Origin of the sequence: Streptococcus milleri (genome assembly GCF_900636525.1) — a bacterium.
Taxonomy (GTDB): domain Bacteria; phylum Bacillota; class Bacilli; order Lactobacillales; family Streptococcaceae; genus Streptococcus; species Streptococcus hominis.
In genome coordinates this window covers 973,438-997,305 of sequence record NZ_LR134288.1, presented here as the reverse complement: position 1 = coordinate 997,305, position 23,868 = coordinate 973,438, and the positions used below count along the sequence as shown (strand labels likewise).

At 37.7% G+C, this 23,868-nt stretch carries 24 protein-coding genes and 1 tRNA gene; 19 read left to right on the top strand and 6 right to left on the bottom strand.

Features of this window, described 5'->3' with window-relative positions; all coding sequences use genetic code 11:
* The first annotated feature begins 203 nt into the window (after positions 1-203).
* The 4 genes from EL087_RS04910 to EL087_RS04895 all read left to right on the top strand — a co-directional run bounded on the left by EL087_RS04910 (position 204) and on the right by EL087_RS04895 (position 4,485).
* Positions 204-1,133, top strand: coding sequence for a hypothetical protein (locus tag EL087_RS04910; protein ID WP_003042161.1), 930 nt, complete (start codon positions 204-206; stop codon positions 1,131-1,133).
* 140 nt (positions 1,134-1,273) lie between these two features.
* Complete coding sequence (locus EL087_RS04905; RefSeq protein WP_126407177.1) at positions 1,274-2,602, top strand: PTS sugar transporter subunit IIC; 1,329 nt, start codon at positions 1,274-1,276, stop codon at positions 2,600-2,602.
* Positions 2,595-3,437 carry an alpha/beta hydrolase gene (locus EL087_RS04900; RefSeq protein WP_126407175.1) on the top strand — a complete coding sequence of 281 codons (843 nt, stop codon included), beginning with the start codon at positions 2,595-2,597 and terminating at the stop codon, positions 3,435-3,437. The genes EL087_RS04905 and EL087_RS04900 overlap by 8 nt, the downstream gene beginning before the upstream one ends.
* A gap of 199 nt (positions 3,438-3,636) precedes the next feature.
* Complete coding sequence (locus EL087_RS04895; RefSeq protein WP_126407173.1) at positions 3,637-4,485, top strand: aldo/keto reductase; 849 nt, start codon at positions 3,637-3,639, stop codon at positions 4,483-4,485.
* Between the two features lie 500 nt (positions 4,486-4,985).
* On the opposite strand, the gene EL087_RS09360 is transcribed toward EL087_RS04895, so the two are convergent.
* Positions 4,986-5,270, bottom strand: a complete 285-nt coding sequence (locus tag EL087_RS09360; protein WP_232008233.1) for a hypothetical protein — start codon at positions 5,268-5,270, stop codon at positions 4,986-4,988.
* A gap of 55 nt (positions 5,271-5,325) precedes the next feature.
* Entirely contained in the window at positions 5,326-5,829 is a 504-nt protein-coding gene (locus EL087_RS09355; protein WP_232008232.1) for a LysR family transcriptional regulator, read from the bottom strand.
* A gap of 220 nt (positions 5,830-6,049) precedes the next feature.
* Between EL087_RS09355 and EL087_RS04885 the strand changes: the two genes are divergently transcribed.
* From EL087_RS04885 to EL087_RS04855, 7 genes are all read left to right on the top strand, one after another.
* Positions 6,050-7,009 carry an ROK family glucokinase gene (locus EL087_RS04885; RefSeq protein ID WP_126407171.1) on the top strand — a complete coding sequence of 320 codons (960 nt, stop codon included), beginning with the start codon at positions 6,050-6,052 and terminating at the stop codon, positions 7,007-7,009.
* A 149-nt stretch (positions 7,010-7,158) separates the two neighbouring features.
* On the top strand, positions 7,159-7,506 hold the full coding sequence (gene rplS, locus EL087_RS04880) for a 50S ribosomal protein L19 (RefSeq protein ID WP_003024326.1): 348 nt from the start codon (positions 7,159-7,161) through the stop codon (positions 7,504-7,506).
* Between the two features lie 39 nt (positions 7,507-7,545).
* A tRNA-Arg gene (locus EL087_RS04875) sits at positions 7,546-7,617 on the top strand.
* A gap of 331 nt (positions 7,618-7,948) precedes the next feature.
* A complete protein-coding gene (locus EL087_RS09350; protein ID WP_232008231.1) occupies positions 7,949-8,350 on the top strand; it encodes a hypothetical protein in 402 nt (133 codons plus the stop codon).
* A 475-nt stretch (positions 8,351-8,825) separates the two neighbouring features.
* The gene (locus tag EL087_RS04865; protein WP_126407169.1) at positions 8,826-9,278 is read left to right on the top strand and encodes a hypothetical protein; all 453 of its coding nucleotides are present in this window, start codon (positions 8,826-8,828) and stop codon (positions 9,276-9,278) included.
* 272 nt (positions 9,279-9,550) lie between these two features.
* Positions 9,551-10,225, top strand: a complete 675-nt coding sequence (locus tag EL087_RS04860) for a response regulator transcription factor (protein ID WP_003024352.1) — start codon at positions 9,551-9,553, stop codon at positions 10,223-10,225.
* Positions 10,215-11,561 (top strand): sensor histidine kinase, encoded by a 1,347-nt coding sequence (locus EL087_RS04855; RefSeq protein ID WP_106083386.1) that lies wholly within the window; start codon positions 10,215-10,217, stop codon positions 11,559-11,561. Before EL087_RS04860 ends, EL087_RS04855 begins: the two co-directional genes overlap by 11 nt.
* Before the next feature lie 345 nt (positions 11,562-11,906).
* On the opposite strand, the gene EL087_RS04850 is transcribed toward EL087_RS04855, so the two are convergent.
* Positions 11,907-13,355 (bottom strand): alpha-amylase, encoded by a 1,449-nt coding sequence (locus EL087_RS04850; RefSeq protein WP_126407167.1) that lies wholly within the window; start codon positions 13,353-13,355, stop codon positions 11,907-11,909.
* A 176-nt stretch (positions 13,356-13,531) separates the two neighbouring features.
* On the opposite strand from EL087_RS04850, the gene EL087_RS04845 reads away from it, so the two are divergent.
* Entirely contained in the window at positions 13,532-15,145 is a 1,614-nt protein-coding gene (locus EL087_RS04845; RefSeq protein ID WP_126407165.1) for a M20/M25/M40 family metallo-hydrolase, read from the top strand.
* 47 nt (positions 15,146-15,192) lie between these two features.
* Here the strand turns inward: EL087_RS04845 and EL087_RS04840 are convergent, their stop codons facing one another.
* From EL087_RS04840 to coaA, 3 genes are all read right to left on the bottom strand, one after another.
* Positions 15,193-15,702 carry a DNA topology modulation protein gene (locus tag EL087_RS04840; RefSeq protein WP_003042186.1) on the bottom strand — a complete coding sequence of 170 codons (510 nt, stop codon included), beginning with the start codon at positions 15,700-15,702 and terminating at the stop codon, positions 15,193-15,195.
* A 63-nt stretch (positions 15,703-15,765) separates the two neighbouring features.
* The gene (gene rpsT, locus EL087_RS04835) at positions 15,766-16,017 is read right to left on the bottom strand and encodes a 30S ribosomal protein S20 (RefSeq protein ID WP_020999623.1); all 252 of its coding nucleotides are present in this window, start codon (positions 16,015-16,017) and stop codon (positions 15,766-15,768) included.
* Positions 16,018-16,070: 53 nt separating this feature from the next.
* Complete coding sequence (coaA, locus tag EL087_RS04830) at positions 16,071-16,991, bottom strand: type I pantothenate kinase (protein ID WP_003042465.1); 921 nt, start codon at positions 16,989-16,991, stop codon at positions 16,071-16,073.
* Between the two features lie 95 nt (positions 16,992-17,086).
* Between coaA and EL087_RS04825 the strand changes: the two genes are divergently transcribed.
* The 7 genes from EL087_RS04825 (at position 17,087) to EL087_RS04795 (ending at position 23,868) form a co-directional block, all read left to right on the top strand.
* Positions 17,087-17,680 carry a class I SAM-dependent methyltransferase gene (locus tag EL087_RS04825; protein ID WP_126407163.1) on the top strand — a complete coding sequence of 198 codons (594 nt, stop codon included), beginning with the start codon at positions 17,087-17,089 and terminating at the stop codon, positions 17,678-17,680.
* Positions 17,677-18,954, top strand: coding sequence for a pyrimidine-nucleoside phosphorylase (locus tag EL087_RS04820; protein ID WP_126407162.1), 1,278 nt, complete (start codon positions 17,677-17,679; stop codon positions 18,952-18,954). Before EL087_RS04825 ends, EL087_RS04820 begins: the two co-directional genes overlap by 4 nt.
* An 18-nt stretch (positions 18,955-18,972) precedes the next feature.
* Positions 18,973-19,635, top strand: a complete 663-nt coding sequence (gene deoC, locus EL087_RS04815; RefSeq protein WP_022525891.1) for a deoxyribose-phosphate aldolase — start codon at positions 18,973-18,975, stop codon at positions 19,633-19,635.
* Positions 19,622-20,011: a cytidine deaminase gene (locus tag EL087_RS04810; protein ID WP_003042577.1), complete on the top strand. Its 390-nt coding sequence runs from the start codon at positions 19,622-19,624 to the stop codon at positions 20,009-20,011. The genes deoC and EL087_RS04810 overlap by 14 nt, the downstream gene beginning before the upstream one ends.
* 72 nt (positions 20,012-20,083) lie before the next feature.
* A complete protein-coding gene (locus EL087_RS04805; protein ID WP_003024369.1) occupies positions 20,084-21,139 on the top strand; it encodes a BMP family lipoprotein in 1,056 nt (351 codons plus the stop codon).
* 136 nt (positions 21,140-21,275) lie between these two features.
* Positions 21,276-22,811 carry an ABC transporter ATP-binding protein gene (locus tag EL087_RS04800; RefSeq protein WP_003024370.1) on the top strand — a complete coding sequence of 512 codons (1,536 nt, stop codon included), beginning with the start codon at positions 21,276-21,278 and terminating at the stop codon, positions 22,809-22,811.
* Complete coding sequence (locus EL087_RS04795) at positions 22,804-23,868, top strand: ABC transporter permease (RefSeq protein WP_003036657.1); 1,065 nt, start codon at positions 22,804-22,806, stop codon at positions 23,866-23,868. The genes EL087_RS04800 and EL087_RS04795 overlap by 8 nt, the downstream gene beginning before the upstream one ends.

Genomic DNA, 23,868 nt, shown 5'->3' with positions numbered 1-23,868 from the left:
ACCCGCTTGGAAAGCTCTATCTGCCACCTTAAGGCAGTACTTTGAACAATCAGTCGCTGCGTCATTAATTTATTACATAGTGTGCTTTTTAGGTTGGGAATTTTTGTCCTAACCTCTTTTAATATTCTTACAAAAAATTCCCTCTTGTCTATTTATTCAAATGTATGCTATAATAAATAAAGAATATATAAAGGAGTACGGTTATGAATAAACTTGATTTGCAGGCGCTTGCGGATGAGTTAGGGTTGCAGTTTGATGAGACTTCATCTGTTATTTTTGGTCAAAAAGATGGTTATACTTTCTATATTGAACAAACGAATCAAAAAAATCAATACTGTATTTGTTGTTCGGTAAAAAATGGTGAAGCATTACCGTCTTTGGAAGAATTTAAAGAGTTGACGAAATCTTCTAAGGCTTTGAAAACTTATCAGGTTAATTTATATAAAGCAACTTTTTATATTAAAACTGGTATGACTAAAGGAAAAACACGTGAACATATTCGTCAAGGATTACAAGACATTATCGTGTTCTTGAAAGAAAAAAATCTTATGAATGTTTGTGAGCAGACCGGAAAAGCAGGGCAAGTAGATCTTTATCAAGTCGGAGGGAACCTTTTACTGCTTTCACCAGAAGCATTTCAAGAATTAAGCTCAAACTTGTCAATTGAAAACCAAGTTTATGACCACCAAAAGGAAAGTATCTTAGCAGGGACGGTAGGAGCCTTTCTAGGGAGCTTGATAGGGGGAATTGTTACCTTGGTGATTGCTCAACTTGGATATGTAGCTGTTGTTGCAGGGATTGTCATGGGGGTTTGTACGATTAAAGGATACGAACTGTTAGGCAAAAAGTTATCCAAAGTTGGAATTGCAATTAGTGTGCTTTTCATGCTGGTGATGATGTTGGTTGCACATCAGTTTGACTATGCTATTCAGCTTGCAAAAGCAGAAGGAGTGGATGTTTTTACAGCCTTTACTTATCTAACAGAGTATATTTTTAATGGCAATGAAGTGCATATCTCTTATTGGACAAATCTTGGTTTGCTATTATTATTCACAGGTGCCGGTGCTGTGGGAACGATTATTAGCGTTTTGTCTGCACAGTCACAAAAATATGTTACAAGAAAATTAGGGTAAAAGAATTCAAAGGTTTAGATTTTTATCTGAGCCTTTTTAGATCTGATCAAAAACATTAAAGAATAACTATTCAAAACATTTAGCATTTAATTTTAAAGAAGCTAATTGAATCGTCATCTCAACTATGCTACAATCAAGCTATGATATTCAATAAATTAACCAGAAAAAGTCGCATAGATCAATATTTAATAAAAAAAATGATTGCCTTTCGGCAAATGAGTTTCATTAAAATTACACAAGAAACATTGGTATCGCTCTTTCCGTTTTTCTTGCTGACGACGATAACAATGGTTTTTTCTGAATCCATTTTTGGTATAAATGGCTATATCAACAATCTTTTTGCGATTCGGCATTGGTTTCCTCATTTTTCAACTATTAGCTTAGTTACGACAAATTTCACCTATCTAATAGGAGGATTGGCAGGACCATTAGCAACTTATTTTAGTGCAAAGTACACAGCTGGTTATTATGGTCGTAGTACGGGGACAGCTGGGATTACAGCCTTTATTTTTAGCTTATTAGTCAATTCACGCGAATTATTTTCGGTGGTTTTAAATGACGGCGCTTTGACGAGAATCAATCTTCCTGTCAATATCAATCTAATTGTTGCAATATTGATTGGTTATGTGGTGGGACAAATTTTTCGATTTTCAAGTCCGAATGATGATCACATTGTAGATGAGTATTTTATTTATTACCCTAAAACGTTGCGCCCTATCTTCTGCTCGTTTGCTCTGGCTGTCTTGGTTAGTTTTCTCATTAATCTGGGCAATCGATACAATATTTTCTCAACAATTGCAAATTTTTTGTCAGACTTAATTGTCAATCGAAACAATATCTTTGTCATTGAAATGAATACTGCCTTACGGACTTTTAGCGCTTGGATTGGAAATAGCAATCTCTTCAACAATATTCCTTTTATAAATGATTCGTTTGCATTAGATAATCTTAATTATGCTTTGAAACATCATACTACAACAGGGGTACCTTATCTCTTTTCAACGACCAATCTGTATGATGCTTATGGAACGTTTTCAGGTCTGGGCGGAGTTTTAGCTCTTCTCGTAGCCATTTTATGGAAATCACGCAGTGACAAGGATCGCGATGTCAGTTTGAAGAGTATCTTTCCTTCCTTATTTAACCGCGGCGTAGCCTTTATGGTCGGGATTCCTATATTTTTCAATTTTCTATTTTTAATCCCTTTTATCCTCGTACCAATGCTGAATGTCTTTGTAGCTAGTATTTTTCTATATTTTAGAATAATGCCTCCGGCTGTCTATCCAGTTCCTAGCGGAGCGCCAAGTGTACTCTATGCTTTTATTGGGACAGGCGGAAGTTTGCGAGCATTAGCAGTAGGAATTTTCATTTTTATTATCGATGTTCTCATTTATATCCCCTTTGTGAGATTTAATGACCGGATTCATGGGGAACTCAGACAAATGGATCAGAAAGGAGGCGAACATGACTAAAAAGGTAAAAATAGTGCTACTAATTGTTCTAATTTTTTTGATAGGACTAGCAATTCCCTCTTATAGCTGGACAAGAAAAAACATTGATCAAATTGCTAAATTTTATAATGCTCGGATGTCGCCAATCATTATGATACCAGGTAGTTCTGCTACGGAGAGCCGCTTTGACGGCTTGGTTCAAAAGCTCAATCAAAGACGTCGTGGCGTGAAGCATAGCTTGCTCAAAGTTAAGGTCTGGAATGACGGACGAATTACATATAATGGCTCTATCGCAGCGAATGATAACGAGCCAATCATTGTAATTGGTTTTGAAAATAATAAAGATGGCTATAGTAACATCAAAAAACAGGCCAAAATGGTTGACGCTGCCTTTGAAAATCTCCAAGGAAAATACAATTTCAATAATTTTAAAGGCTTGGGTCACTCGAATGGTGGTTTAATTTACACAGCTTTTATTGAAAATTACCTCGGCAGCTATGATGTGGAATTGAAGAAGTTGATGACAATCGGAACGCCTTATAACTTTACTGAAACCAATATCAACAACAAAACTGAGATGTTAGCTGATTTCATTAAAAATCGCGAAAATATTCCGACTACTTTAGCTATGTATTCTGTTGCAGGAACCATTACTTATGATTCAGACGAATTGGTACCAGATGCGAGCGTGAGTGCAGGGAAATATATTTATCAAGGACAAGCGGCGCACTATACTGAAACCACAGTCACAGGTGCGGATGCCCAGCACTCGGACTTGCCAACCAATGATGAGGTTGTCTCCTTAGTTCAAGAGCGCCTTGTAGATAGACAAAACCAGCGAAATCAAAGAAATTGAGAAGGAGTAGGACAGACGACTATGGCTGCTCACACAATCATGGTCATCTATCCTAATCTCCTCTTTTTTGTTGTTATAAATTATGAATCGGACGATAATTGCTATTCATTTTTTGCATACTACTCTGCAATTTTGCTATTGTACTTTTTCTGAAAAGAGCGTTATACTTATGATAAAAATTGCGAAAAGAGGGAATCACGTGCAAAATATAACCTTAAACAACGGCGTCGAAATTCCAATTTTAGGTTTTGGAGTGTACCAAATTGCTCCCAAAGATACCAAAAGAGCTGTACTAAATGCTATCAAGGCAGGTTATCGTCATTTTGATACTGCTCAAGCCTATGCCAATGAACAGGAAGTAGGCGAGGCGATTCGAGAGTCTGGGATTGACCGCAAAGAGTTTTTCATCACTAGTAAAGTCTGGCTATCCAACTATGGCTACGACAAGGCTTATGCCTCGGTTTTAGAATCTCTTGACAAAATGAAGTTAGATTATCTGGATCTTATGTTGCTCCACCAACCTTTTGGTGACTATTATGGTGCCTACCGTGCTTTGGAAAAACTTTACAAAGAAGGAAAACTTCGAGCGATTGGTGTGTCTAATTTCTATCCAGATCGTCTCAGCGACATTGTAGCTTTCAATGAGATTACACCACAAGTCAATCAAGTGGAAACTCACCCACTGAATCAACAGATATTCGCACAAGAAAATATGATAAAAAATAAGGTGCAAATTGAATCTTGGGCTACTTTTGCAGAAGGTCGTGGTGACATTTTCAACAATCCAATTCTCAAAAATATTGCTGATAAACATGGTAAATCCACTGCACAAGTCATGGTTCGCTGGCAAGTTCAACGGGGAATTGTTTGCTTGACTAAGTCTTCACGTTTTGAGCGAATGAAGGAAAATATTGATGTTTTTGACTTTGAACTCAGTGCAGAGAATATGGTAAAGATTGCAAGCATGGACACCCAAACCAGCCTTTTCTTTAATCATCAAGAAGCCAGCACAATAGATCTCTTTTTAGGATTTCTGGGGAGAAAATGAAAACAGGATTTTCGTTTGATTTCAGAAAATAACTATGTTAGTTTTCATTCAGATAATATTTTAATAACAATTGGGTATAATTAGTTGATTTTCGTTTGAAAAAGATTATTATATATGTAAGTAATCTAATGTAAAGAATGCTTTATTATAATTTTTGAAAGGTTATCTAATGTTAACTCCAAAATTTAGTCTATTTGTTCTTGCTAGCTATTTTATCTTACCAATTATTGCATTGTTATTTCCAAACAAATATGTTAAATTAATCGTATTTGTGATATTTCTATTAGAAAATATTTTGGTGATAGGTCTGTATATAAAGGGCAAGTATTTTAACTAATCATCTTATTTTACAATACAATAGCACCAAGAAAAAAGCCTAACTTTTTATTTTGATTGAGTTGGGCTTTTTCATCTTATTCAGTTTTAATACTAGAACAGTATTTAGTTGTTTAATAATCTTATTTTATAGTGAATATATCATGTTTTTTCATAAACATAGATCATTTAGTTTTCACCAACTCCTGTAAAATAGCTTTGTTCTTCTTCAAAACGGAAATGTAGAAAGTCTTGGTAGCTTCTTTGTCCGAGATAGGAATCTGGATACGTTGGCTATTCACAGTGGATTCTTCAGTGTTTTGTTGAGTAATATTGGTAGAAAAAGTTGGTAATGCAGAAGCATTTACTAAATCAACAAAGGCTGCCCGATCTTTTTGAACAATAAACTTTGTTTGCGTCAGTTGATTGACTAATGGCTGCCAAATGCCTAGATTCGAGCGCAGCAGCATAGTCAAATTAGCAATTCTGCAAGTTTTATCTCTTTTCGTGTGGCATACGGGTGAGTCAAAGGAACGGATAAGTAAAGTTGCTCCATGAAAAGCTCCATGGAAAGAATATGCTCTTTTTGATAGGATAGTCTGTTACAATGAAGTGAACGTTTTCGTCATCCAGAGCTTTTTCCAATTCGTCATTCGTCTTTTGCTCAATTTGAATGTGTTGCTCCAAGCCTTTTTCTTTTATACGACTTTCCAGTTCAAAGATGGCTCCCGGCGCATTAACACCACCAAAAATAGTACTTTCTTTTAATGCAAAATGTTGTACATCATTGAGAAATTTTTGTTTTTGTTTCAGAAATTTTTTGGCTAGTTTAACTGTTTGATGACCGGTTTCCGTGAAACTTAATTTATTTTTTCTTCGCTCAAAAAGAGTAACTCCCAATTCATCTTCCAGCATTTGCATATTTCGAGTTAAGGACGGCTGAGAGATGAGTAGGACTTCGGCTGCTTTAGACAAGGTTCCCTCCTGTGAGAAAATAATGAGTTGCTCCAAGTGTTGTAAATTCAGCATGATGTCTCCTTTTTGATCAATGAATTGGACAGTTTTAACTATAGGTAAAATGAATACTAATATTATCTATCGTTATTGTGCAATTTTTTATTTGTCTTGTAAAATGAAAGCAGAGAGTAGCACAAGTCATTCAAAACTATTCAAGTTCTATGCAAACCTTTTCAATTCGTAAAAAATCTGATATAATAAGAATGAAAAAAAGTTATTAGAGGAGAGTAGCATGTCTAAAAAAATTATTGGGATTGATTTAGGTGGTACATCTGTGAAGTTTGCGATTCTGACCCAAGAGGGAGAAGTTCAAGAAAAATGGTCTATTAAGACAAACATTTTAGATGAAGGTAGTCATATTGTTGATGATATGATTGAATCTATCAATCATCGCTTGCGACTATTGGGACTTGGGGCAGAAGATTTCATTGGAATTGGCATGGGTTCACCTGGTGTTGTGGATCGTGAAAAAGGAACGGTTATTGGGGCTTATAATCTCAATTGGAAAACTTTACAACCTGTAAAAGAAAAGATTGAGAAAGCAACTGGTATTTCTTTCTTTATTGATAATGACGCAAATGTAGCTGCTCTTGGCGAACGTTGGAAAGGTGCTGGTGAAAATCAGCCTGATGTTGTGTTTATGACTCTTGGAACAGGTGTCGGTGGTGGTATTGTTGCGGAAGGGAAATTACTGCATGGGGTAGCTGGAGCAGCCGGAGAATTGGGGCATATCACAGTTGATTTTGATCAGCCGATTCTCTGTACTTGTGGTAAAAAAGGTTGCCTAGAAACCGTAGCTTCTGCAACGGGAATTGTCAATTTAACGCGCCGCTACGCTGATGAATATGCTGGTGATGCAGAGCTGAAAAAATTGATTGATAACGGTGAAGACGTTAATGCAAAAATTGTCTTTGATTTGGCTAAAGCTGGTGATGAATTAGCTCTCATTGTTTATCGCAATTTTGCACGTTATCTTGGTATTGCTTGTGCCAACATTGGATCTATCTTAAATCCGTCAACGATTGTCATCGGTGGTGGCGTCTCTGCAGCAGGCGAATTTTTACTAGACGGTGTTCGTAAGGTCTATGAAGAAAATTCTTTCCCTCAAGTGCGTATGTCAACAAAACTTGCACTTGCAACGCTTGGAAATGATGCAGGCGTCATTGGAGCAGCTTCATTGGTTCTTCAATAATTCGCTAAAATGGAAAAATAATCTGAATAAGGCATTTACAATTATTACAAAATTTGTTACAATATTAGTTAGTGCGTAATGGAAGCACTAGAAAACGACTAATCCGCTGTGGTCTTGAACTGTAAGATTAGTAAGATAGGAGAAGAAAAATGAATCCATTAATCCAAAGTTTGACTGAAGGTCAACTTCGTACTGATATTCCTGCATTCCGTCCAGGTGATACTGTTCGTGTTCATGCGAAAGTTGTCGAAGGAAATCGCGAACGTATCCAAATCTTTGAAGGTGTGGTTATCGCTCGTAAAGGTGCTGGTATCTCAGAAAACTATACTGTTCGTAAAATTTCTAACGGTGTAGGTGTTGAACGTATCTTCCCACTTCACACACCACGTGTTGAAAAGATTGAAGTTGTTCGTTACGGTAAAGTACGTCGTGCGAAATTGTATTACCTTCGTGCATTGCAAGGTAAAGCAGCGCGTATCAAAGAAATTCGCCGTTAATGTAGAATTAACTCTGTCACTTGGCAGAGTTTTTCTCTAGTCCCCTTAGTTCAATGGATATAACAACTCCCTCCTAAGGAGTAGTTGCTGGTTCGATTCCAGCAGGGGACATAATGTGTCCTCAAAAGTCCTTATTGTTGAAGGACTTTTGTGTTTGTTGAGTTCAATATTTGCTTGTTATTCTCAATAAAATATAAAAGTAAAGTTTGTTTTGGGAACATCTGACTGAAAGGATAAGATATGAAGACTTATTTTATTGGAGGACTGGGTTTCAATTGCTATTATCCCCAGGACTTTTTTAATGCACTGTCTTTTCCAGCTACTTATCTAGATATTTATGATTCTAGGTTGGAAGAGCAACTGATTTTATTACAGGCGTTGAAAGATTGGTTTATGGCACAAGTTGATATGGATGACGATATTCTTGTTAATAGCCCATTCTTTGGGAGCAGATTTAGCAGTTTATCTAACAAGTGTCTATGATAAAATTACGCATCTCGTCTTATTAGATGGTGGATACATTAATATGGATAAAATTTGCCCTTTGAATGTAGAAATTGAAGATTCTCTGAATTATCTTCAAACGAGTGTTTATGAAAGCCTAAAGAAAGCTGTTATAACTGAAAAACAAAGCTCTGCTGTATGGTCAGAAAATTTGGAGAGGGCGGCAAAAGAAAGTTTTGTTTTTGATAAAGTTCAAAAACATTGGCATTTAAGCTTATCTAAAAAGTTAATGACTCATTTATTGACAATAAGACGGCAAGCTTTTAGAAATTTGTCCTTTTTGAAAAATAAAAATGCAAGTTTGTTCATTCCAGAAATAAACCAGGAAACACCAATTTAGAAAAAGAGGGCTATACAGACCATCCCGAACTTTCTAAACCTCATAGAAATGACTAGCTGTAGTCATTCATTGTATATGGAAAAACCGAAAGAAATAGCAGCATTACTTGAAGATAAAATGGAAATTAGGTCACTCTTTTGAGAAAAGAGACTATGCTCTTTGCCTTTTCTAGGACAATTTTATGAGATAATCTTCTAAACTAAATTGGAATATTCTGATTTAGTTTTTTATATTTTGTGTATCATTTTACTATTTTCTCTCTTTATTTTTAGTTTCTTTTAAGAAAAAATTCAGTCACTTTTAAGAAAAAGTAGATATGATAGTTCCATTCAAAAGAAAGGACGTGATGAGATGAAAAACTCAAAGTTAAATTTGTTTGTCTGATAAATCTTGGCATCAAAGGAGTTATTGTGGCAATACTCTTTGGAATGCAATCTCTGATCGCTTAAAAATAGAAAGAAGGAATTTGACAAAAATGAAACAAGAGAACACAAGTAAGAAAGAGAAGATGATCATGGTTGAAAAAAGTACCAAATGGTGGATGACTGTTGTAGCGAGCGGATCACTCGCTGTTGGTCTTCTCGGTGGGTTAGGCATTGGCTCTTTAGCAACAAATGCACTCAATCAGCAGGCAAAAGTACAGACAAGCACAACAACTCAGGCACAGAATAACCAGCAACAGGGGAACCAAAATCAAGGTGGTCCGGGAATGCCTCCAGGAGGACAAAACGGAAATAACCAAGGCGGTCCAAACGGAATGCCACCCCAACAAAATGGCAACCAAAGTGACAATAGTAATAGCCAAAATGGCTCAGGAAACAGTAATAACTCAAAGAAAAAAGCTCCATCAAATGCTGACGGTTCAACCAAATCAGATAAGAATAGTAGCACGACAGAAAATAATGATTCAAATACAACAAATTCTTAATATTTCAGAGGAAGTCATGATATAATAGAATCAAAACGTTAGTAGATTGATTTTCAAAAAGGTGAAGTGAGAAGAAGTCTTTACTTGTACTTGGTTCACGATTAAAGGAGTGGGCAGAACTAAAGATTCAAAATGTTTAGTTCGTGATCTTATCCCCTCAAGCCTTAAAGTGCTGTTTTGAGCAATCTGCTACTGCATCGTTAGTTTAGTGCATAACGAATTTTGAAACTAGGAACTTTTGTTCCAGACTTGTATTTTAGAAGGAAAAGCGTATGATTAAGATTCTATTAGTGGAAGACGACCTCGGTTTATCTAATTCAGTATTTGACTTTTTGGATGATTTTGCAGATGTCATGCAAGTTTTTGATGGTGAGGAAGGATTGTATGAGGCTGAGAGTGGCGTGTACGACCTTATCTTGCTTGACTTGATGTTGCCAGAAAAAGACGGCTTCCAAGTGTTGAAAGAATTGCGTGAAAAAGGCGTGACAACACCTGTTTTGATTATGACAGCCAAAGAAAGTTTGAATGATAAAGGACATGGTTTTGAACTGGGTGCTGATGATTATTTGACCAAGCCATTTTATCTAGAAGAGTTAAAAATGCGGATTCAAGCTCTGTTGAAGCGTTCTGGTAAGTTTAATGAAAACACCCTTTCTTATGGCGATGTCACTGTTAATTTATCAACTAACACAACACTTGTAGACGGAAATGAAGTAGAATTGCTCGGAAAAGAATTTGACTTGCTGGTGTATTTCTTGCAGAATCAAAATGTCATTTTGCCTAAGACACAGATTTTCGATCGCTTGTGGGGATTTGATAGTGATACAACGATTTCAGTCGTAGAAGTCTATGTTTCAAAAATCCGGAAAAAATTGAAAGGGACGACCTTTGCGAACAATCTTCAAACGCTTCGCAGCGTCGGATATATTTTAAAAGATGCTGAATAAACTAAAAAAAACATGGTATGCGGATGATTTTTCTTATTTCATTCGCAATTTTGGTATTTTTACTCTCATTTTCTCAGCCATGACTTTGATTATCATTCAGGTGATGCGCTCAAGCCTTTATACAACGGTCGATAATAACTTGAAAAGTCTCAGTCAGGATTCCGCTTCTGTCATCAATTTGGCGCTCGCTCGTAGAGTGGGGCTGGAACAGAAGTCAGACAACGGAGAGCCTAAAGCCGATACGGGTGACAAAGAGCTTACTGATAAACCAAATGTCAGTGCCAATACGGAAGTTATCTTATTTGATAAGGATTACAAGCCGATTATTACTAGCAATAATTTTCTGGGACTTAACAAACTTTCCTTTAATAGCAAGCAATTGGATCGCATTCGGCAAGTTCAAGTAAAAAGCAATTATGGGCGTGAAGAAACCTATCGGACGATTTTATTTAAGGTGAAATTGCCTAATTTGGAAACGAACGTTAAATACGCAGCTGTCTTTATCAATATCAGCCAATTGGAACAAACCAGTCAAAATCATGAGCAGCTGATTGTAGTTGTGATGATTAGTTTCTGGGGAATTTCTTTGATTGCCAGTGTCTATCTGGCTCGGGTTAGTGTTAAACCTTTGTTGGAGAGTATTCAAAAGCAAAAGAGCTTTGTTGAAAATGCTAGCCACGAGTTGCGCACACCTCTAGCAGTTTTGCAAAATCGCTTGGAAACCTTGTTTAGAAAACCAGAAGCCACCATTATGGAATCAAGCGAAAGCATTGCTTCTAGTTTGGACGAAGTCCGGAACATGAAAATGTTGACGACAAATCTACTCAATCTAGCACGACGCGATGACGGGATTAAACCAGAAATTGGCGATGTCGAGCCAAATTTCTTTAATACGACCTTTACCAACTATGAGATGGTTGCCGCAGAAAATGGGAAAACTTTCCGATTTGACAATAGGATTCACCGCATGATTAAAACAGACAAGACCTTGCTGAAGCAATTGATGACAATTCTGTTTGATAATGCCTTGAAATATACAGATGAAGACGGTGTAATTGAGTTGACGATTTCAGCGAATGACCGGACCCTTTTTTTGAAAGTTGCAGATAATGGTCCGGGGATTAGTACGGCAGATAAGAAAAAGATTTTTGATCGTTTTTATCGTGTTGATAAAGCACGGACTCGGCAGACAGGCGGTTTTGGTCTAGGCTTGTCGCTTGCAAAGCAAATCACAGAAGCCCTTAAAGGGACTATTACGGTGAAAGATAATAAGCCGAAAGGAACCATTTTTGAGGTGAAGATTGCCATTAGAACGGACAATAGAAAGAAAAAATAAGTCAGGAATAACTTGTATCCATAGGGGGAAAGTTGTTTCGGAAGATGAGAAAAACACGAACAAAGTCAGGATTAGTAGTTGGCTATCTTGATCTGTTCGTGTTTTTATCTTGTTTAAAAGCAGAGTTGAATGGTTGAGGCTGGGATGCCAACGTTGCTTTCGTCAGCCGGGTTGACTGACTGCCTGAGTTTTAGTTTATGCTGTCAGCCGGGCGGACGGACTGCCTAAGTTTTAGTTTATACCGTCAGCTGAGCGGCGGACAAGACTCCCAACTTTCGGTTTGCTTTGTCGCCCTAATCGACAGAGAGAACGAATTTTGGTTTCAATCTTGCTGTGTTCTTTATTTTATTGCACAGACCAGACACTAACTGACTTTTCTGCAACTGGGAAATCTGCCCAGCCGTCTTTTTTGATTGTCACGATTGAAGAGCTGTTTCCTAAGTAATCTTTGAACTCCTTACTAGCCCAATTTTCACCAACATACATGCGTTTTGAATTTGCTTGGTTGTTACTTATGATGACAGCGATTGGTTGTTCGTTGTCTTTTCCTGAACGAGTCCAAGCGATACAATGCTCGTCATCAAAATAATCAGTCTGTTCACCATAGGCTAAGTTGAGCCGAATGTCTAACAGTTTATCTAGGACTTCTTGGAAACTTTGTTGAGCGAACTCGCCGTTGATACCATAGTAATCTCCGTAGAACACACAAGGAAGCCCAGCTTCACGAAGCAAAATAAGCGCATAAGCAGCAGGTTTAAACCATTCTTCAACAGTTGATTCTAGCGCTTGTCCACGTTGTGTGTCGTGATTATCGACAAAAGTAACAGCCGATTTAGGGTGGTTTTTGACAAGCGTTTGTTCAAAAATATTTCGCAAATCATAGTCCGCCCCAGCGCGGCTAGCATCAAATAAGTTGTGGTGCAGTTTGACATCTACGAGATCAAAACGATAGTCAATACTTCCTAAATAATCGTTATTTGCAGTTTCATCACCATTCCAAAACTCTCCAAAGACATAGAAATCTTCTCCATACTTCGCCATAATGTCGCGGATAAAATTTCCCATAAAGAAAGAGTCAATATGCTTAATAGCGTCCAATCTAAAGCCATGAATGCCGGTCGTTTCGATAAACCAATCTGCCCAATCATAAAGGTTTTGAATGACTTCTGGGTGCTTAAAATCAAGGTCAGCGTACATAAGATAGTCGAAATTTCCATTTTCATTGTCTACTAAGTCATCATCAGCCCAACCTTTGTTGTCCCCTTGAATGAGGTAAATCCCTGATTTATTTCGCTTAGCGTCATAATCCGTTCCTGTAAAGTGGTACCAATGCCATTCAAAATCATTGTATTTTTTATGGCGACCAGGGAATGTGAACTTGGTCCAGCCTTTTATTTCAAAAGGTTCAGAGAGGGCGACTGTACGATCATTTGGGTCAACTTCAATAACAGTAAATCTCTCTTTGTAATCTGCTGCCGCCTTGTGATTTAAAACGATATCTGCAATGGGCTCAATCCCATTTTCTTTGAGTGCTGAGATAGCCTTCAAATAGTCTTTCTTAAAGCCATACTTTGTCCGAACGGTTCCTTTTTGGTCAAATTCGCCCAAGTCAAATAAGTCATAAATGCCGTAGCCGACATCATTAGAACTAGTTGCTTTGAAAGCAGGTGGCATCCAAACCTTGCGAATGCCTTTAGAAGCTAGATGTGGAGCGTCTGTAGCCAAACGATTCCAATGTTGCCCGTCATTTGGTAGATACCATTCAAAATATTGCATTAATGTTTGATTTTTCATACGAGATACCTCTTTCTTGTCTTGTTGGCTATTATTTTAGCAAAATAATCTTTACAACGCAAACGTTTGCGTAAATTTTATAGAGTCAAAGGATGAAAAAAAGATTGAAACGATGATTGTTGAGGTATATAATAAGGCTAGTGAGCTATTTTTATAAAAAGTTGAAGGAGCCATTGATGAAAAATAGGATTCAAGATATTTTTGACAAGAGCATGGCGATTGAGAGTTTCACGCATACGAGTTCAGAAAGAAATATTGAAAATTTTCTCAATCAATATATTGGCAGTTTGCCGTATTTTCAAGAGCATTCAGATTACTTTGGCACCTATCAGATTCCGGATGATATTTATCGACGTAATGTTAATTGGGCTTTGGTAAAACGTCATCATACAGATACAGTGATTTTGTTTCACCACCATGATACAGTTGATATCGAGGACTTTGGCAATTTAAAAGAAATTGCTTTTGACAATGCTGCTTTGAAAAAGGCTTTAGCGAGTGCTTCACTAGGTCAAGATGTACTAGAAGATATCGGTTCTAACGAATGGCAGTTTGGTCGTGGGTCATGTGACATGAAAGCTGCATTGGCTTTGCAATTGGGAGTAGTAGCAGAATATGCGAGCAAAGCAGAAGGGAAAGTGAATCTTCTTTATTTATCAGTTGGAGATGAGGAATCTTATTCTCAGGGAATGCGTGCTGCTGTAGGTTTACTTGCTAATCTGAAAAAGAAATTTCATCTGAATTATATCTTGGCGATTGATTCAGAACCATTTGAAAGTCCTTCAGCTCAAGAAAAAGTATTGCATGTTGGAACAGTTGGGAAAATGATGCCTGTCGTGGTTACGCAGGGTATTCTTTCCCACATGAAAGAACCTCTCAAGGGTATCAATGCTGTTTCACTCCTCGCAAAAGTAGTGGAAAGAATTGATCTCAATCCCCTTTTGTCGGATTCGATTTATGGAGAGCAATCCCCTTTGCCTTCGTGGTCTTACATGCGTGATTTGAAGGAAAATTATGATGTGTCAACTGTTCTCAGAGCAGCAGGTTATTTTAGTGTTCTTTATTTAGATAAAAGTCCGAAAGAGCTGATGGCGACGATTCAACATCTTTGTCAAGAAGCTGTTGATGAATTTTATGAGCGTTATCAGGCTTTGCAGGTGATTTATAAAGAGGATAAAAAAGTCACAAAACCTCGTGTATTGACTTATGAAGAGTTAATCCAGTTATGTCAAAAGAAGGCTGGATTTGACGAATTCATGCACAAGGTAAACCAATTTGCTTATAAAGCATTTCAAGCGGGTTCAAGCTATCAAGAAATAACCATTGCAACTGTTCAAAAGGTGTTAGATTTCTATGATAAAAAGGAAGCATTTGTTGTGCTGGCTATCGCACCACCTTATTATCCTTCCATGAATTGTCGGCATCTGAAAAATAGCGTGGTTGATATTGAAAAACTCATTGCATTTTATAGGGATTACTTGGTTGAACAAGGAGCTAGTCGTTTAAAAGTCGAAGAATTCTTTATGGGAATCTGTGACATTAGTTACTGTGCTTTAGAAAAATCTGTTAAAGAGTATCAGAAAATTATCGAGAGTATGGCTGTTCCTGAACATTTATATTCGATTGATTTTGAGAAAATTCAGGACATCAATGTTCCTGGCATCAATCTAGGACCCTGGGGAAAAGATTTACATCAGTTGACGGAACGCGTCTATGAAAAGGATATGTTGGAGACGATTCCTCAATTTCTGTTATATTTGCTAGAACATATTGACAGCATTAAAAAATAAAAGACAAGAGCTATCTTCTTAACTGAATTGAATATAGCTCTTGTTTTTTATGAAAATTGCTCTAAAAAGTTATCTAGTTCTTTTTGGTTATGAAGAACTATAAATTTGTAGGGATACATTTTTTGAAGTTTCTTATATCGTTTCCGAATGTTAGCAGTTCGTCCGTCATGTAAGATCCAGCGGATAAATTCCCAGTCAAACTTTTCAGGACAGCCTTGTGCCATGCTGTCTCTGACCTCACCTCTGTTCTTGGAATAACGCTTTACAGCACGTAAAAGACAATCCCAAGGCGAGAAATTTAAAAAAATAATTTGGTCTGCTTGCTCCATTCTCTCTTCATAGCAGCAGGAGCTGTAGTTTCCGTCTATTACCCAGCTTTTTCTGACTTCTAAAAAATCCTTAACTTGCTCTTGCATCCAGCTGCGGTTGCTCATTTCCCAATTGGGTAAAAATTGTAGCGTGTCCAAATGAAGCAGTGAGATGTCATAATGTTTTGCTAAATATTTAGCAAGTGTAGACTTTCCAGAGCCGGAGTAGCCGATAATTGCGATTTTCATATAGAGCCTTTCTTACCGATGCAACAAAAAAAGCTCCTTTGAGCTCTTTTTACGTTATGCAGATTATTTTGCAAGTTTGCTAGCAAGGCGTGCTTTGTCGCGGCTCGCTTTGTTTTTGTGAATCAAACCTTTAGTTTCTGCTTTATCGATAGCTGAGCTTGCAGCGCGGAAAAGTTCTTCAGAAGGGTTTGCTTCAAATGCTTTAATTGCAGAACGCATAGCTGATTTTTGAGCTGAGTTTTTTTCGTTTTGTTTAACGTTTAATTCAGCGCGTTTGATAGCTGATTTAATATTTGCCAATGTTTTCACCTCCAATGATATACTAACTATCTAATTATATATGAAAAGTTGAGATTTGACAAGCTTTTTTATTTTTTTAAGTAAATTTCATCAATCTCATGATTTTCTGTTTTATGAAGAATAATTTCAGCTCGATTGCGTGTGGGTTCGATATAATCTTGCAAATTCACAAGGTTAATCGACTTCCAGACATTTTGAGCGAATTCCATAACTTTGCTTTCTGGCTGAGAAGTGAAAGGATGATAATAGTTATTTGGATCTTCTTTTGCTAAAGTGAGCAATTTTTTAAAGCGGTCCAGATACCAAGTTTCGATATTTTCAACTTCTGCATCCACGTAAATCGAAAAATCAAAGAAATCCGTCATATAGAGGCGTTCATTTTGTGGATTTTGGAAAACGTTGATACCCTCAACAATGACAAAATCTGCAGCTGTAACAGACTGTTTTTTATCAGGAACAATATCATAAATTTCATGTGAATAAACGGGAATCTGATAGTCTTGTCCATTTTTGATGTTGTCAAGGAAATCAAGTAGCAACTCCATGTTATAACTTTCTGGAAATCCTTTGCGCTTGAGGAGATTTTGCTCTTCCAAATGAGTATTAGGATAAAGAAATCCATCTGTTGTTACCAATTCAACAGTTGCATTTGAAAATGTCCGAGATAAAAGTATTTGCAACAGCCGACTAGTAGTAGATTTTCCAACAGCGACACTTCCAGAAACACCAATGATGAACGGTTGCCGCTTGCTTGCTTTCTGTAAAAAAATCCCTTTTGAGAATGCCAAATCCTCTTTTGAACGCTTGTAAATCTGAATAAGATTGGTTAAGGGGAGATAAACGTCTGTTACATCTTGAAGGCTAATCTTATCATTGAAACTTTTGATGGAATTTAGCTCTTTTTGCGTTAAAGGTGGAGTTGTTTTGCGATGTAAGTTTTGCCAAGTTTTTCGACTAATTTTTTCAAAATGGATAAATTCGTTATTCATAGAGGACTCCTATTAATATGACCATTAGTATATCATAATTTTAAACAAATTGTAAACGGTTTACAAATAAAAGGTCTTTATGTTAAAATAGTTTTATGACTAAAATGTATTTCGCAGAAAATCCAGATGCAGAGCATGATATTCACGAATTGAAGGTTCAGCTTCTGGGTCAAAAGATGACTTTCTTGACTGATGCAGGAGTCTTTAGTAAGAAAATGATTGATTATGGCAGTCAAGCTCTTTTAAAGTGTCTTGATTTTCATAAGCAAGAAAGCGTATTAGATGTTGGTTGTGGCTATGGAACATTGGGACTGACTTTGGTCAAAGCTAAAGAAGTCGAAGCGACGCTTGTTGATATAAATCAGCGCGCTCTTGATTTGGCGCGTCAAAATGCTGAGCGCAATCAAGTTCTAGCTACGATTTTTCAGTCTAATCTTTATCAAAATGTAGAAGGGAGATTTCATCATATTATCAGTAATCCACCGATTCGAGCAGGGAAACAGGTCGTTCATGAGGTGATTACAGGAAGTTATACGCACTTACTAGACGGTGGGGATTTAACCATTGTTATTCAAAAAAAACAAGGTGCCCCAAGTGCCAAAGCCAAGATGGAAGATGTATTCGGAAACTGCGAAATTCTAAAAAAAGATAAGGGATATTATATCCTTAGAAGTAGGAAGGAAATATGAGAGCAGTTGATGTGATTCAGAAAAAGCGGGATGGCTTAGAATTAACTAGTGATGAAATCAAGTGGTTAATTGAAGGTTATGTTGCCGGAACTGTGCCAGATTATCAAATGTCAGCTTTTGCAATGGCAGTATATTTTAAAGGTATGACCACTCGTGAAATATCTGATTTAACCATGACCATGGTAGAGACAGGTCAGCAAATTGATTTGTCAGCTATATCTGGAGTTAAGGTTGATAAGCATTCAACCGGAGGCGTAGGAGACAAGGTAACGCTTGTACTGGTGCCTTTGGTAGCTAGTTTTGGAATCCCCGTTGCTAAAATGAGTGGTCGTGGACTCGGTCACACAGGGGGAACGCTTGATAAATTAGAATCCATTAAAGGATTTCAAATTGAGCGTAGCCAAGAAGAATTTATTAAGCAAGTACAGGATATTGGACTATCCGTCATTGGTCAGTCTGATCAGTTGGTGAAAGCGGATAAATTGCTGTATGCTTTGCGTGATGTGACGGCGACCGTTGATACTATTCCTTTAATTGCAAGTTCTGTTATGAGCAAGAAAATCGCAGCTGGTGCAGATAGTATTTTGCTAGATGTGACGGTTGGTGAAGGTGCATTTATGAAGAACTTGGATGATGCGCGTGCTCTAGCTCGCACTATGGTTGATTTAGGAAAGGCAGTTGGGCGTAGAACAATAGCTGTTATCACCGACATGAGCCAACCTTTAGGAACCAGCATTGGTAATCGTTTGGAAATCCTTGAAGCTTTGGATATCCTGCAAGGAAAAGGACGAGAAGATGTAACAGAATTTATTTGTGAATTAGGCCAAATCATGCTTGGCTTAGCAAATATTGAAAAAACTGTAAAAGAATTGCGGGAACATCTATTTGATGGATCGGCACTGCAAAAATTTGAAGCTATGGTTGTTGCACAAGGTGGCGATTTAGAAGATTTGTACCGCCCTTCATCAGCAAAATACGTTGTAGAAGTGACTGCAGATGAAGCGGGTTATATTTCTGAATTGCCAGCTATGGAATTTGGTTTATTTGCCATGCGGCTAGGTGCAGGCCGAGCGGTGAAAACGGATGCCTTAGACTTTGAAACAGGAATTGTTTTTGAAAAGAAAGTCGGAGAATCAATCAAAATTGGTGAAATTGTCGCAAAAGTTTATGCAAATGAAAAAATTTCACAAGAACTAGTTACAGAATTCAAAAAAAATGTTAAAATAAGTAATGAGCCGAAAAAAGTTCAAGAGATTATTGAAGTAATCGCTTAACTTACAGGAGAACCGAAAATGAAGTTAAATAAATACATCGATCATACGCTTTTGAAACCAGATGCTCAACAAGAGCAAATTGAAAAATTGATTGAAGAAGCAAGAGAATATGATTTTGCAAGTGTCTGTGTCAACCCAACTTGGGTCAGCTTTGCCGCAGAAGGATTACGAGATACAGATGTTAAAGTTTGTACCGTTATTGGATTCCCACTGGGAGCAAATACGCCTGCTGTGAAAGCATTTGAAGCAAGAGATGCTATCAAGAATGGTGCAGACGAAGTGGATATGGTGATCAACATTGGTGCTTTGAAATCCCAAAATCTGGTTTTAGTAGAAGAAGATATTGCAGCAGTAGTAGAAGCAAGTGGTGATACACTTGTAAAAGTAATTATTGAAGCGTGCTTATTGACAGATGAAGAAAAAGTTGTAGCGTGTCAATTGGCTAAAGCAGCTGGTGCAGACTTTGTGAAAACCTCAACTGGATTTTCAACTGGAGGCGCTACTGTTCATGATGTGGCGTTGATGAGAAAAGCAGTTGGTCCGGATATGGGGGTCAAAGCTTCAGGAGGCGCTCGCTCATACGAAGATGCAGTCGCATTTATTGAAGCAGGCGCAACGCGTATTGGAGCTTCTTCTGGTGTAGCCATTATGAAAGGAGAAAAAGCTAGTGGCGACTACTGAGTTGATTGATCTAGCTATTGAGACAAGTAAAAAGGCCTACGTTCCTTATTCTCATTTTCCAATCGGTGCTGTACTAGTAGCAAAAAATGGTCAGATTTTTACAGGTGTGAACATTGAAAATGCTAGTTTTGGTTTGACAAATTGCGGGGAACGCACAGCTATTTTTAAAGCGGTTTCTGAAGGTGTCACAGACTTTGAGGAGTTAATCGTCTACGGTGAAACCGAACAGCCTGTTTCTCCATGCGGAGCTTGTCGACAAGTAATGGCAGAATTTTTTTCTAAGGATTTAAAGGTAACGCTTGTTGCCAAAGATAAATCGACGGTCGTGATGACGGTCAAGGAATTACTTCCATATTCTTTTACTAACTTAGACTAGTTGGTAAAAAGGTCATTTGACCATAGTTAATCTTGCAACGTTTGTTGCACATCTTATTTAGGAGGTTCAGAGATGAACAAGAAACAATGGCTAGGCCTTGGTCTAGTAGCTGTCGCAGCAATTGGACTTGCTGCATGTGGTAACCGTGCATCTAAATCAGATAATAAAGATGCAAAGACGGATTTGAAAGCTGCAATTGTTACAGATACAGGTGGTGTAGATGATAAATCATTTAACCAATCTGCTTGGGAAGGTTTGCAAGCTTGGGGTAAAGAAAATGGATTGACAAAAGACCATGGCTTTACTTATTTCCAATCTACAAACGAATCTGAATACGCTACAAACCTTGAGCAAGCTGCTTCTAGCAATTACAAATTAGTATTTGGTATTGGATTTGCTCTTCGTAATGCAGTAGAATCTGCTGCAAAGGATCACTCTGATATTAACTATGTTATTATTGATGATGAAATTAAAGGTCAAAAGAATGTAGCTTCTGCACTCTTTGCAGATAACGAAGCTGCTTACCTTGCTGGTGTGGCTGCAGCCAAAACAACTAAAACAAAAATGATTGGTTTTGTTGGTGGTATCAAAGGTGCTGTATTAACTCGTTTTGAAAAAGGTTTTGAAGCAGGTGTGAAATCTGTTGATCCTTCTATTAAGATTGATGTGAAATACGCTGAAAGCTTTGGAGATGCTTCTAAAGGGAAGACAATTGCAGCAGCTCAATATGCAGCTGGTGCAGACGTTGTTTATCAAGTAGCCGGTGGTACTGGTGCTGGTGTATTCAACGAAGCAAAATCTATCAACGAAACTAGAAATGAATCTGACAAAGTTTGGGTTATCGGTGTTGACCGCGACCAAAACGATGAAGGTAAATACAAATCTAAAGACGGCAAAGAATCTAACTTTGTTTTGGCATCTAGCTTGAAAAAAGTTGGTGGTACTGTAAAAGATATTGCTAACAAAACAGCAAAAGATAAATTCCCAGGAGGAAAAACTACAACTTACGGTCTGAAAGACGGTGGAGTAGATTTGACAACTAAGAACTTATCAGATGATGCTAAAAAAGCTGTTGAAGATGCAAAAGCAAAAATCCTTGACGGAAGTATTAAAGTTCCTACAGAATAAAGAATAACCTGACACTCAAGAAGCGACCTTCGTGGGTCGCTTTTTTGAGATTGAGACAGCTTTTGTCTCAGTAAAGCTGGCTAATCTTTTAGTGAGTTTTACTGAAATAAAATAATTTCTGAAAGGAATCAATCATATGGCACATGAGAATGTCATTGAAATGCATGAAATAACCAAGATTTTTGGTGAATTTGTCGCAAATGATAAAATCAACTTAAATCTAAGACGCGGTGAAATTCATGCACTTTTAGGAGAAAACGGAGCGGGCAAGTCCACTCTGATGAATATGTTAGCTGGCTTGCTTGAGCCAACAAGTGGTGAGATTACTGTGAATGGAAAATCAGTGACAATTGATTCTCCATCGAAATCAGCATCTTTAGGAATTGGAATGGTTCACCAGCATTTCATGCTGGTAGAGGCTTTTACGGTTGCTGAAAATATCATTTTGGGTAGTGAAACGACCAAAAATGGTGTTTTAGATATTCGAAAGGCAATCAAAGACATCAAGGAACTATCCGAAAAATATGGTTTAGCTGTGGATCCGACTGCAAAAGTTGAAGATATTTCAGTCGGTGCGCAACAACGTGTTGAAATCTTGAAAACATTGTATCGTGGCGCAGATATCTTAATTTTTGACGAACCAACAGCAGTATTAACTCCTTCAGAAATTGAAGAACTAGAACATATCATGAAAAATCTAGTTAAGGAAGGAAAATCCATCATTTTGATTACGCACAAATTGGATGAAATCCGTGCTGTTTCTGATCGTGTCACTGTCATCCGTCGCGGTAAGAGTATTCAAACCGTTGAGATTGGTGGCGCAACGAATAAAGATCTTGCTGAAATGATGGTGGGACGTTCGGTATCCTTTACAACGGAAAAAGAAGCTTCAAATCCAAAAGAAGTTGTTCTATCTATTAAGGATTTGGTTGTGAATGAGAATCGTGGTGTGCCTGCTGTTAAAAATTTATCTTTGGATGTACGAGCTGGTGAAATTGTTGGGATTGCCGGGATTGATGGCAATGGACAAAGTGAGCTAGTTCAAGCAATCACAGGTCTTCGGAAGGTGAAATCAGGTAGCATTACCATTAAGGGGAAAGAAGTCGTTGGCTTATCTCCGCGGAAAATTACCGAAATGCAAGTTAGTCATGTGCCGGAAGATCGTCATCGTGATGGCTTGGTTTTAGATATGATGTTGTCTGAGAATATGGCTCTGCAAACTTATTACAAGGAGCCATTAAGCAAAAATGGAATTTTGAATTACAATAATATCACTTCTTATGCACGAAAGTTAATGGATGAATTTGATGTTCGGGCTGCAAGTGAAAGTGTTCCAGCATCTGCTCTTTCAGGAGGAAATCAACAAAAAGCCATTATTGCTCGTGAAATAGACCGCAATCCTGACCTTTTAATCGTTAGTCAGCCAACTCGTGGATTAGACGTCGGAGCGATTGAATACATTCATAAACGTTTGATTGAAGAACGTGATAAGGGTAAAGCAGTACTTGTTGTCAGCTTTGAATTAGATGAAATCCTGAATGTTTCAGACCGTATCGCTGTTATCCATGATGGTAAGATTCAAGGTATTGTTACCCCAGCAGAAACAAATAAACAAGAGTTGGGTATCTTGATGGCTGGTGGTGAAATTAAGAAGGGAGATTCAAATGACTAAGAAAACACAGCAAATTGCGGTGCCTTTGATTTCCGTTGTTCTTGGAATTTTACTCGGTGCCATTATCATGTGGATTTTTGGCTATGATGCTATCTGGGGTTATGAAGAGCTGTTCAAAGCTGCTTTTGGTACTATCCGTAGTATTGGTGAAATTTTCCGTGCAATGGGTCCACTTATTTTAATTGCTCTTGGGTTTGCAGTAGCAAGTCGGGCTGGATTCTTTAATGTCGGCTTGCCAGGGCAAGCTTTAGCTGGTTGGATTTTGAGTGGCTGGTTTGCACTTTCATTTCCTAATCTTCCTCGTCCAATTATGATTCTTGCTACAGTTGTCATTGCAGCAGTAGCTGGTGGGATTATCGGTGCCATTCCTGGTATTCTTCGTGCTTATTTGGGAACGAGTGAAGTTATCGTTACGATTATGATGAACTACATCGTTCTCTATGTTGGAAATGCAATGATTCATAGTTTCCCAAAAAGTGTTATGCAAAGTATTGACTCAAGTGTTAAGGTTGGAGCTAATGCAACCTATCAAACAGAATGGCTACGAGCGTTGACAAACAATTCACGGATGAATATCGGAATCTTCTTTGCGGTCATTGCAGTTGTCCTTATCTGGTTTATGCTGAAAAAAACAACGCTTGGATTTGAAATCCGTTCTGTCGGGCTAAATCCAAATGCGAGTGAATATGCAGGGATGTCTGCTAAAAGAACAATTATCCTTTCAATGATTATCTCAGGTGCTCTTGCCGGTGTCGGAGGTGTTGTTGAAGGACTTGGAACTTTCCAAAATGTCTATGTACAAGGAAGTTCCCTAGCTGTCGGTTTTAATGGTATGGCCGTTAGCTTGCTGGCAAATAATTCACCAATTGGTATTCTCTTTGCAGCATTCTTATTTGCCGTGCTTCAAGTCGGAGCTCCAGGTATGAACACCGCAACGATTCCAGCGGAATTGGTCAATATTGTAACAGCATCAATTATTTTCTTTGTAAGTATTCATTACATCATTGAACACTTTATCAAACCAAGAAAACAAGCAAAAGTAAAGGGAGGAAAATAA

What these genes read in the sequence shown, in the direction of transcription:
- EL087_RS04910 (WP_003042161.1), top strand. Translation starts at nt 204, where the DNA reads ATGAATAAACTTGATTTGCAGGCGCTTGCGGATGAGTTAGGGTTGCAG.
- EL087_RS04905 (WP_126407177.1), top strand. Translation starts at nt 1,274, where the DNA reads ATGATATTCAATAAATTAACCAGAAAAAGTCGCATAGATCAATATTTA.
- EL087_RS04900 (WP_126407175.1), top strand. Translation starts at nt 2,595, where the DNA reads ATGACTAAAAAGGTAAAAATAGTGCTACTAATTGTTCTAATTTTTTTG.
- EL087_RS09360 (WP_232008233.1), bottom strand. Translation starts at nt 5,270, where the DNA reads ATGCTGCTGCGCTCGAATCTAGGCATTTGGCAGCCATTAGTCAATCAA.
- EL087_RS09355 (WP_232008232.1), bottom strand. Translation starts at nt 5,829, where the DNA reads ATGCTGAATTTACAACACTTGGAGCAACTCATTATTTTCTCACAGGAG.
- EL087_RS04885 (WP_126407171.1), top strand. Translation starts at nt 6,050, where the DNA reads ATGTCTAAAAAAATTATTGGGATTGATTTAGGTGGTACATCTGTGAAG.
- rplS (WP_003024326.1), top strand. Translation starts at nt 7,159, where the DNA reads ATGAATCCATTAATCCAAAGTTTGACTGAAGGTCAACTTCGTACTGAT.
- EL087_RS04865 (WP_126407169.1), top strand. Translation starts at nt 8,826, where the DNA reads ATGAAACAAGAGAACACAAGTAAGAAAGAGAAGATGATCATGGTTGAA.
- EL087_RS04860 (WP_003024352.1), top strand. Translation starts at nt 9,551, where the DNA reads ATGATTAAGATTCTATTAGTGGAAGACGACCTCGGTTTATCTAATTCA.
- EL087_RS04855 (WP_106083386.1), top strand. Translation starts at nt 10,215, where the DNA reads ATGCTGAATAAACTAAAAAAAACATGGTATGCGGATGATTTTTCTTAT.
- EL087_RS04850 (WP_126407167.1), bottom strand. Translation starts at nt 13,355, where the DNA reads ATGAAAAATCAAACATTAATGCAATATTTTGAATGGTATCTACCAAAT.
- EL087_RS04845 (WP_126407165.1), top strand. Translation starts at nt 13,532, where the DNA reads ATGAAAAATAGGATTCAAGATATTTTTGACAAGAGCATGGCGATTGAG.
- EL087_RS04840 (WP_003042186.1), bottom strand. Translation starts at nt 15,702, where the DNA reads ATGAAAATCGCAATTATCGGCTACTCCGGCTCTGGAAAGTCTACACTT.
- coaA (WP_003042465.1), bottom strand. Translation starts at nt 16,991, where the DNA reads ATGAATAACGAATTTATCCATTTTGAAAAAATTAGTCGAAAAACTTGG.
- EL087_RS04825 (WP_126407163.1), top strand. Translation starts at nt 17,087, where the DNA reads ATGACTAAAATGTATTTCGCAGAAAATCCAGATGCAGAGCATGATATT.
- EL087_RS04820 (WP_126407162.1), top strand. Translation starts at nt 17,677, where the DNA reads ATGAGAGCAGTTGATGTGATTCAGAAAAAGCGGGATGGCTTAGAATTA.
- deoC (WP_022525891.1), top strand. Translation starts at nt 18,973, where the DNA reads ATGAAGTTAAATAAATACATCGATCATACGCTTTTGAAACCAGATGCT.
- EL087_RS04805 (WP_003024369.1), top strand. Translation starts at nt 20,084, where the DNA reads ATGAACAAGAAACAATGGCTAGGCCTTGGTCTAGTAGCTGTCGCAGCA.
- EL087_RS04800 (WP_003024370.1), top strand. Translation starts at nt 21,276, where the DNA reads ATGGCACATGAGAATGTCATTGAAATGCATGAAATAACCAAGATTTTT.
- EL087_RS04795 (WP_003036657.1), top strand. Translation starts at nt 22,804, where the DNA reads ATGACTAAGAAAACACAGCAAATTGCGGTGCCTTTGATTTCCGTTGTT.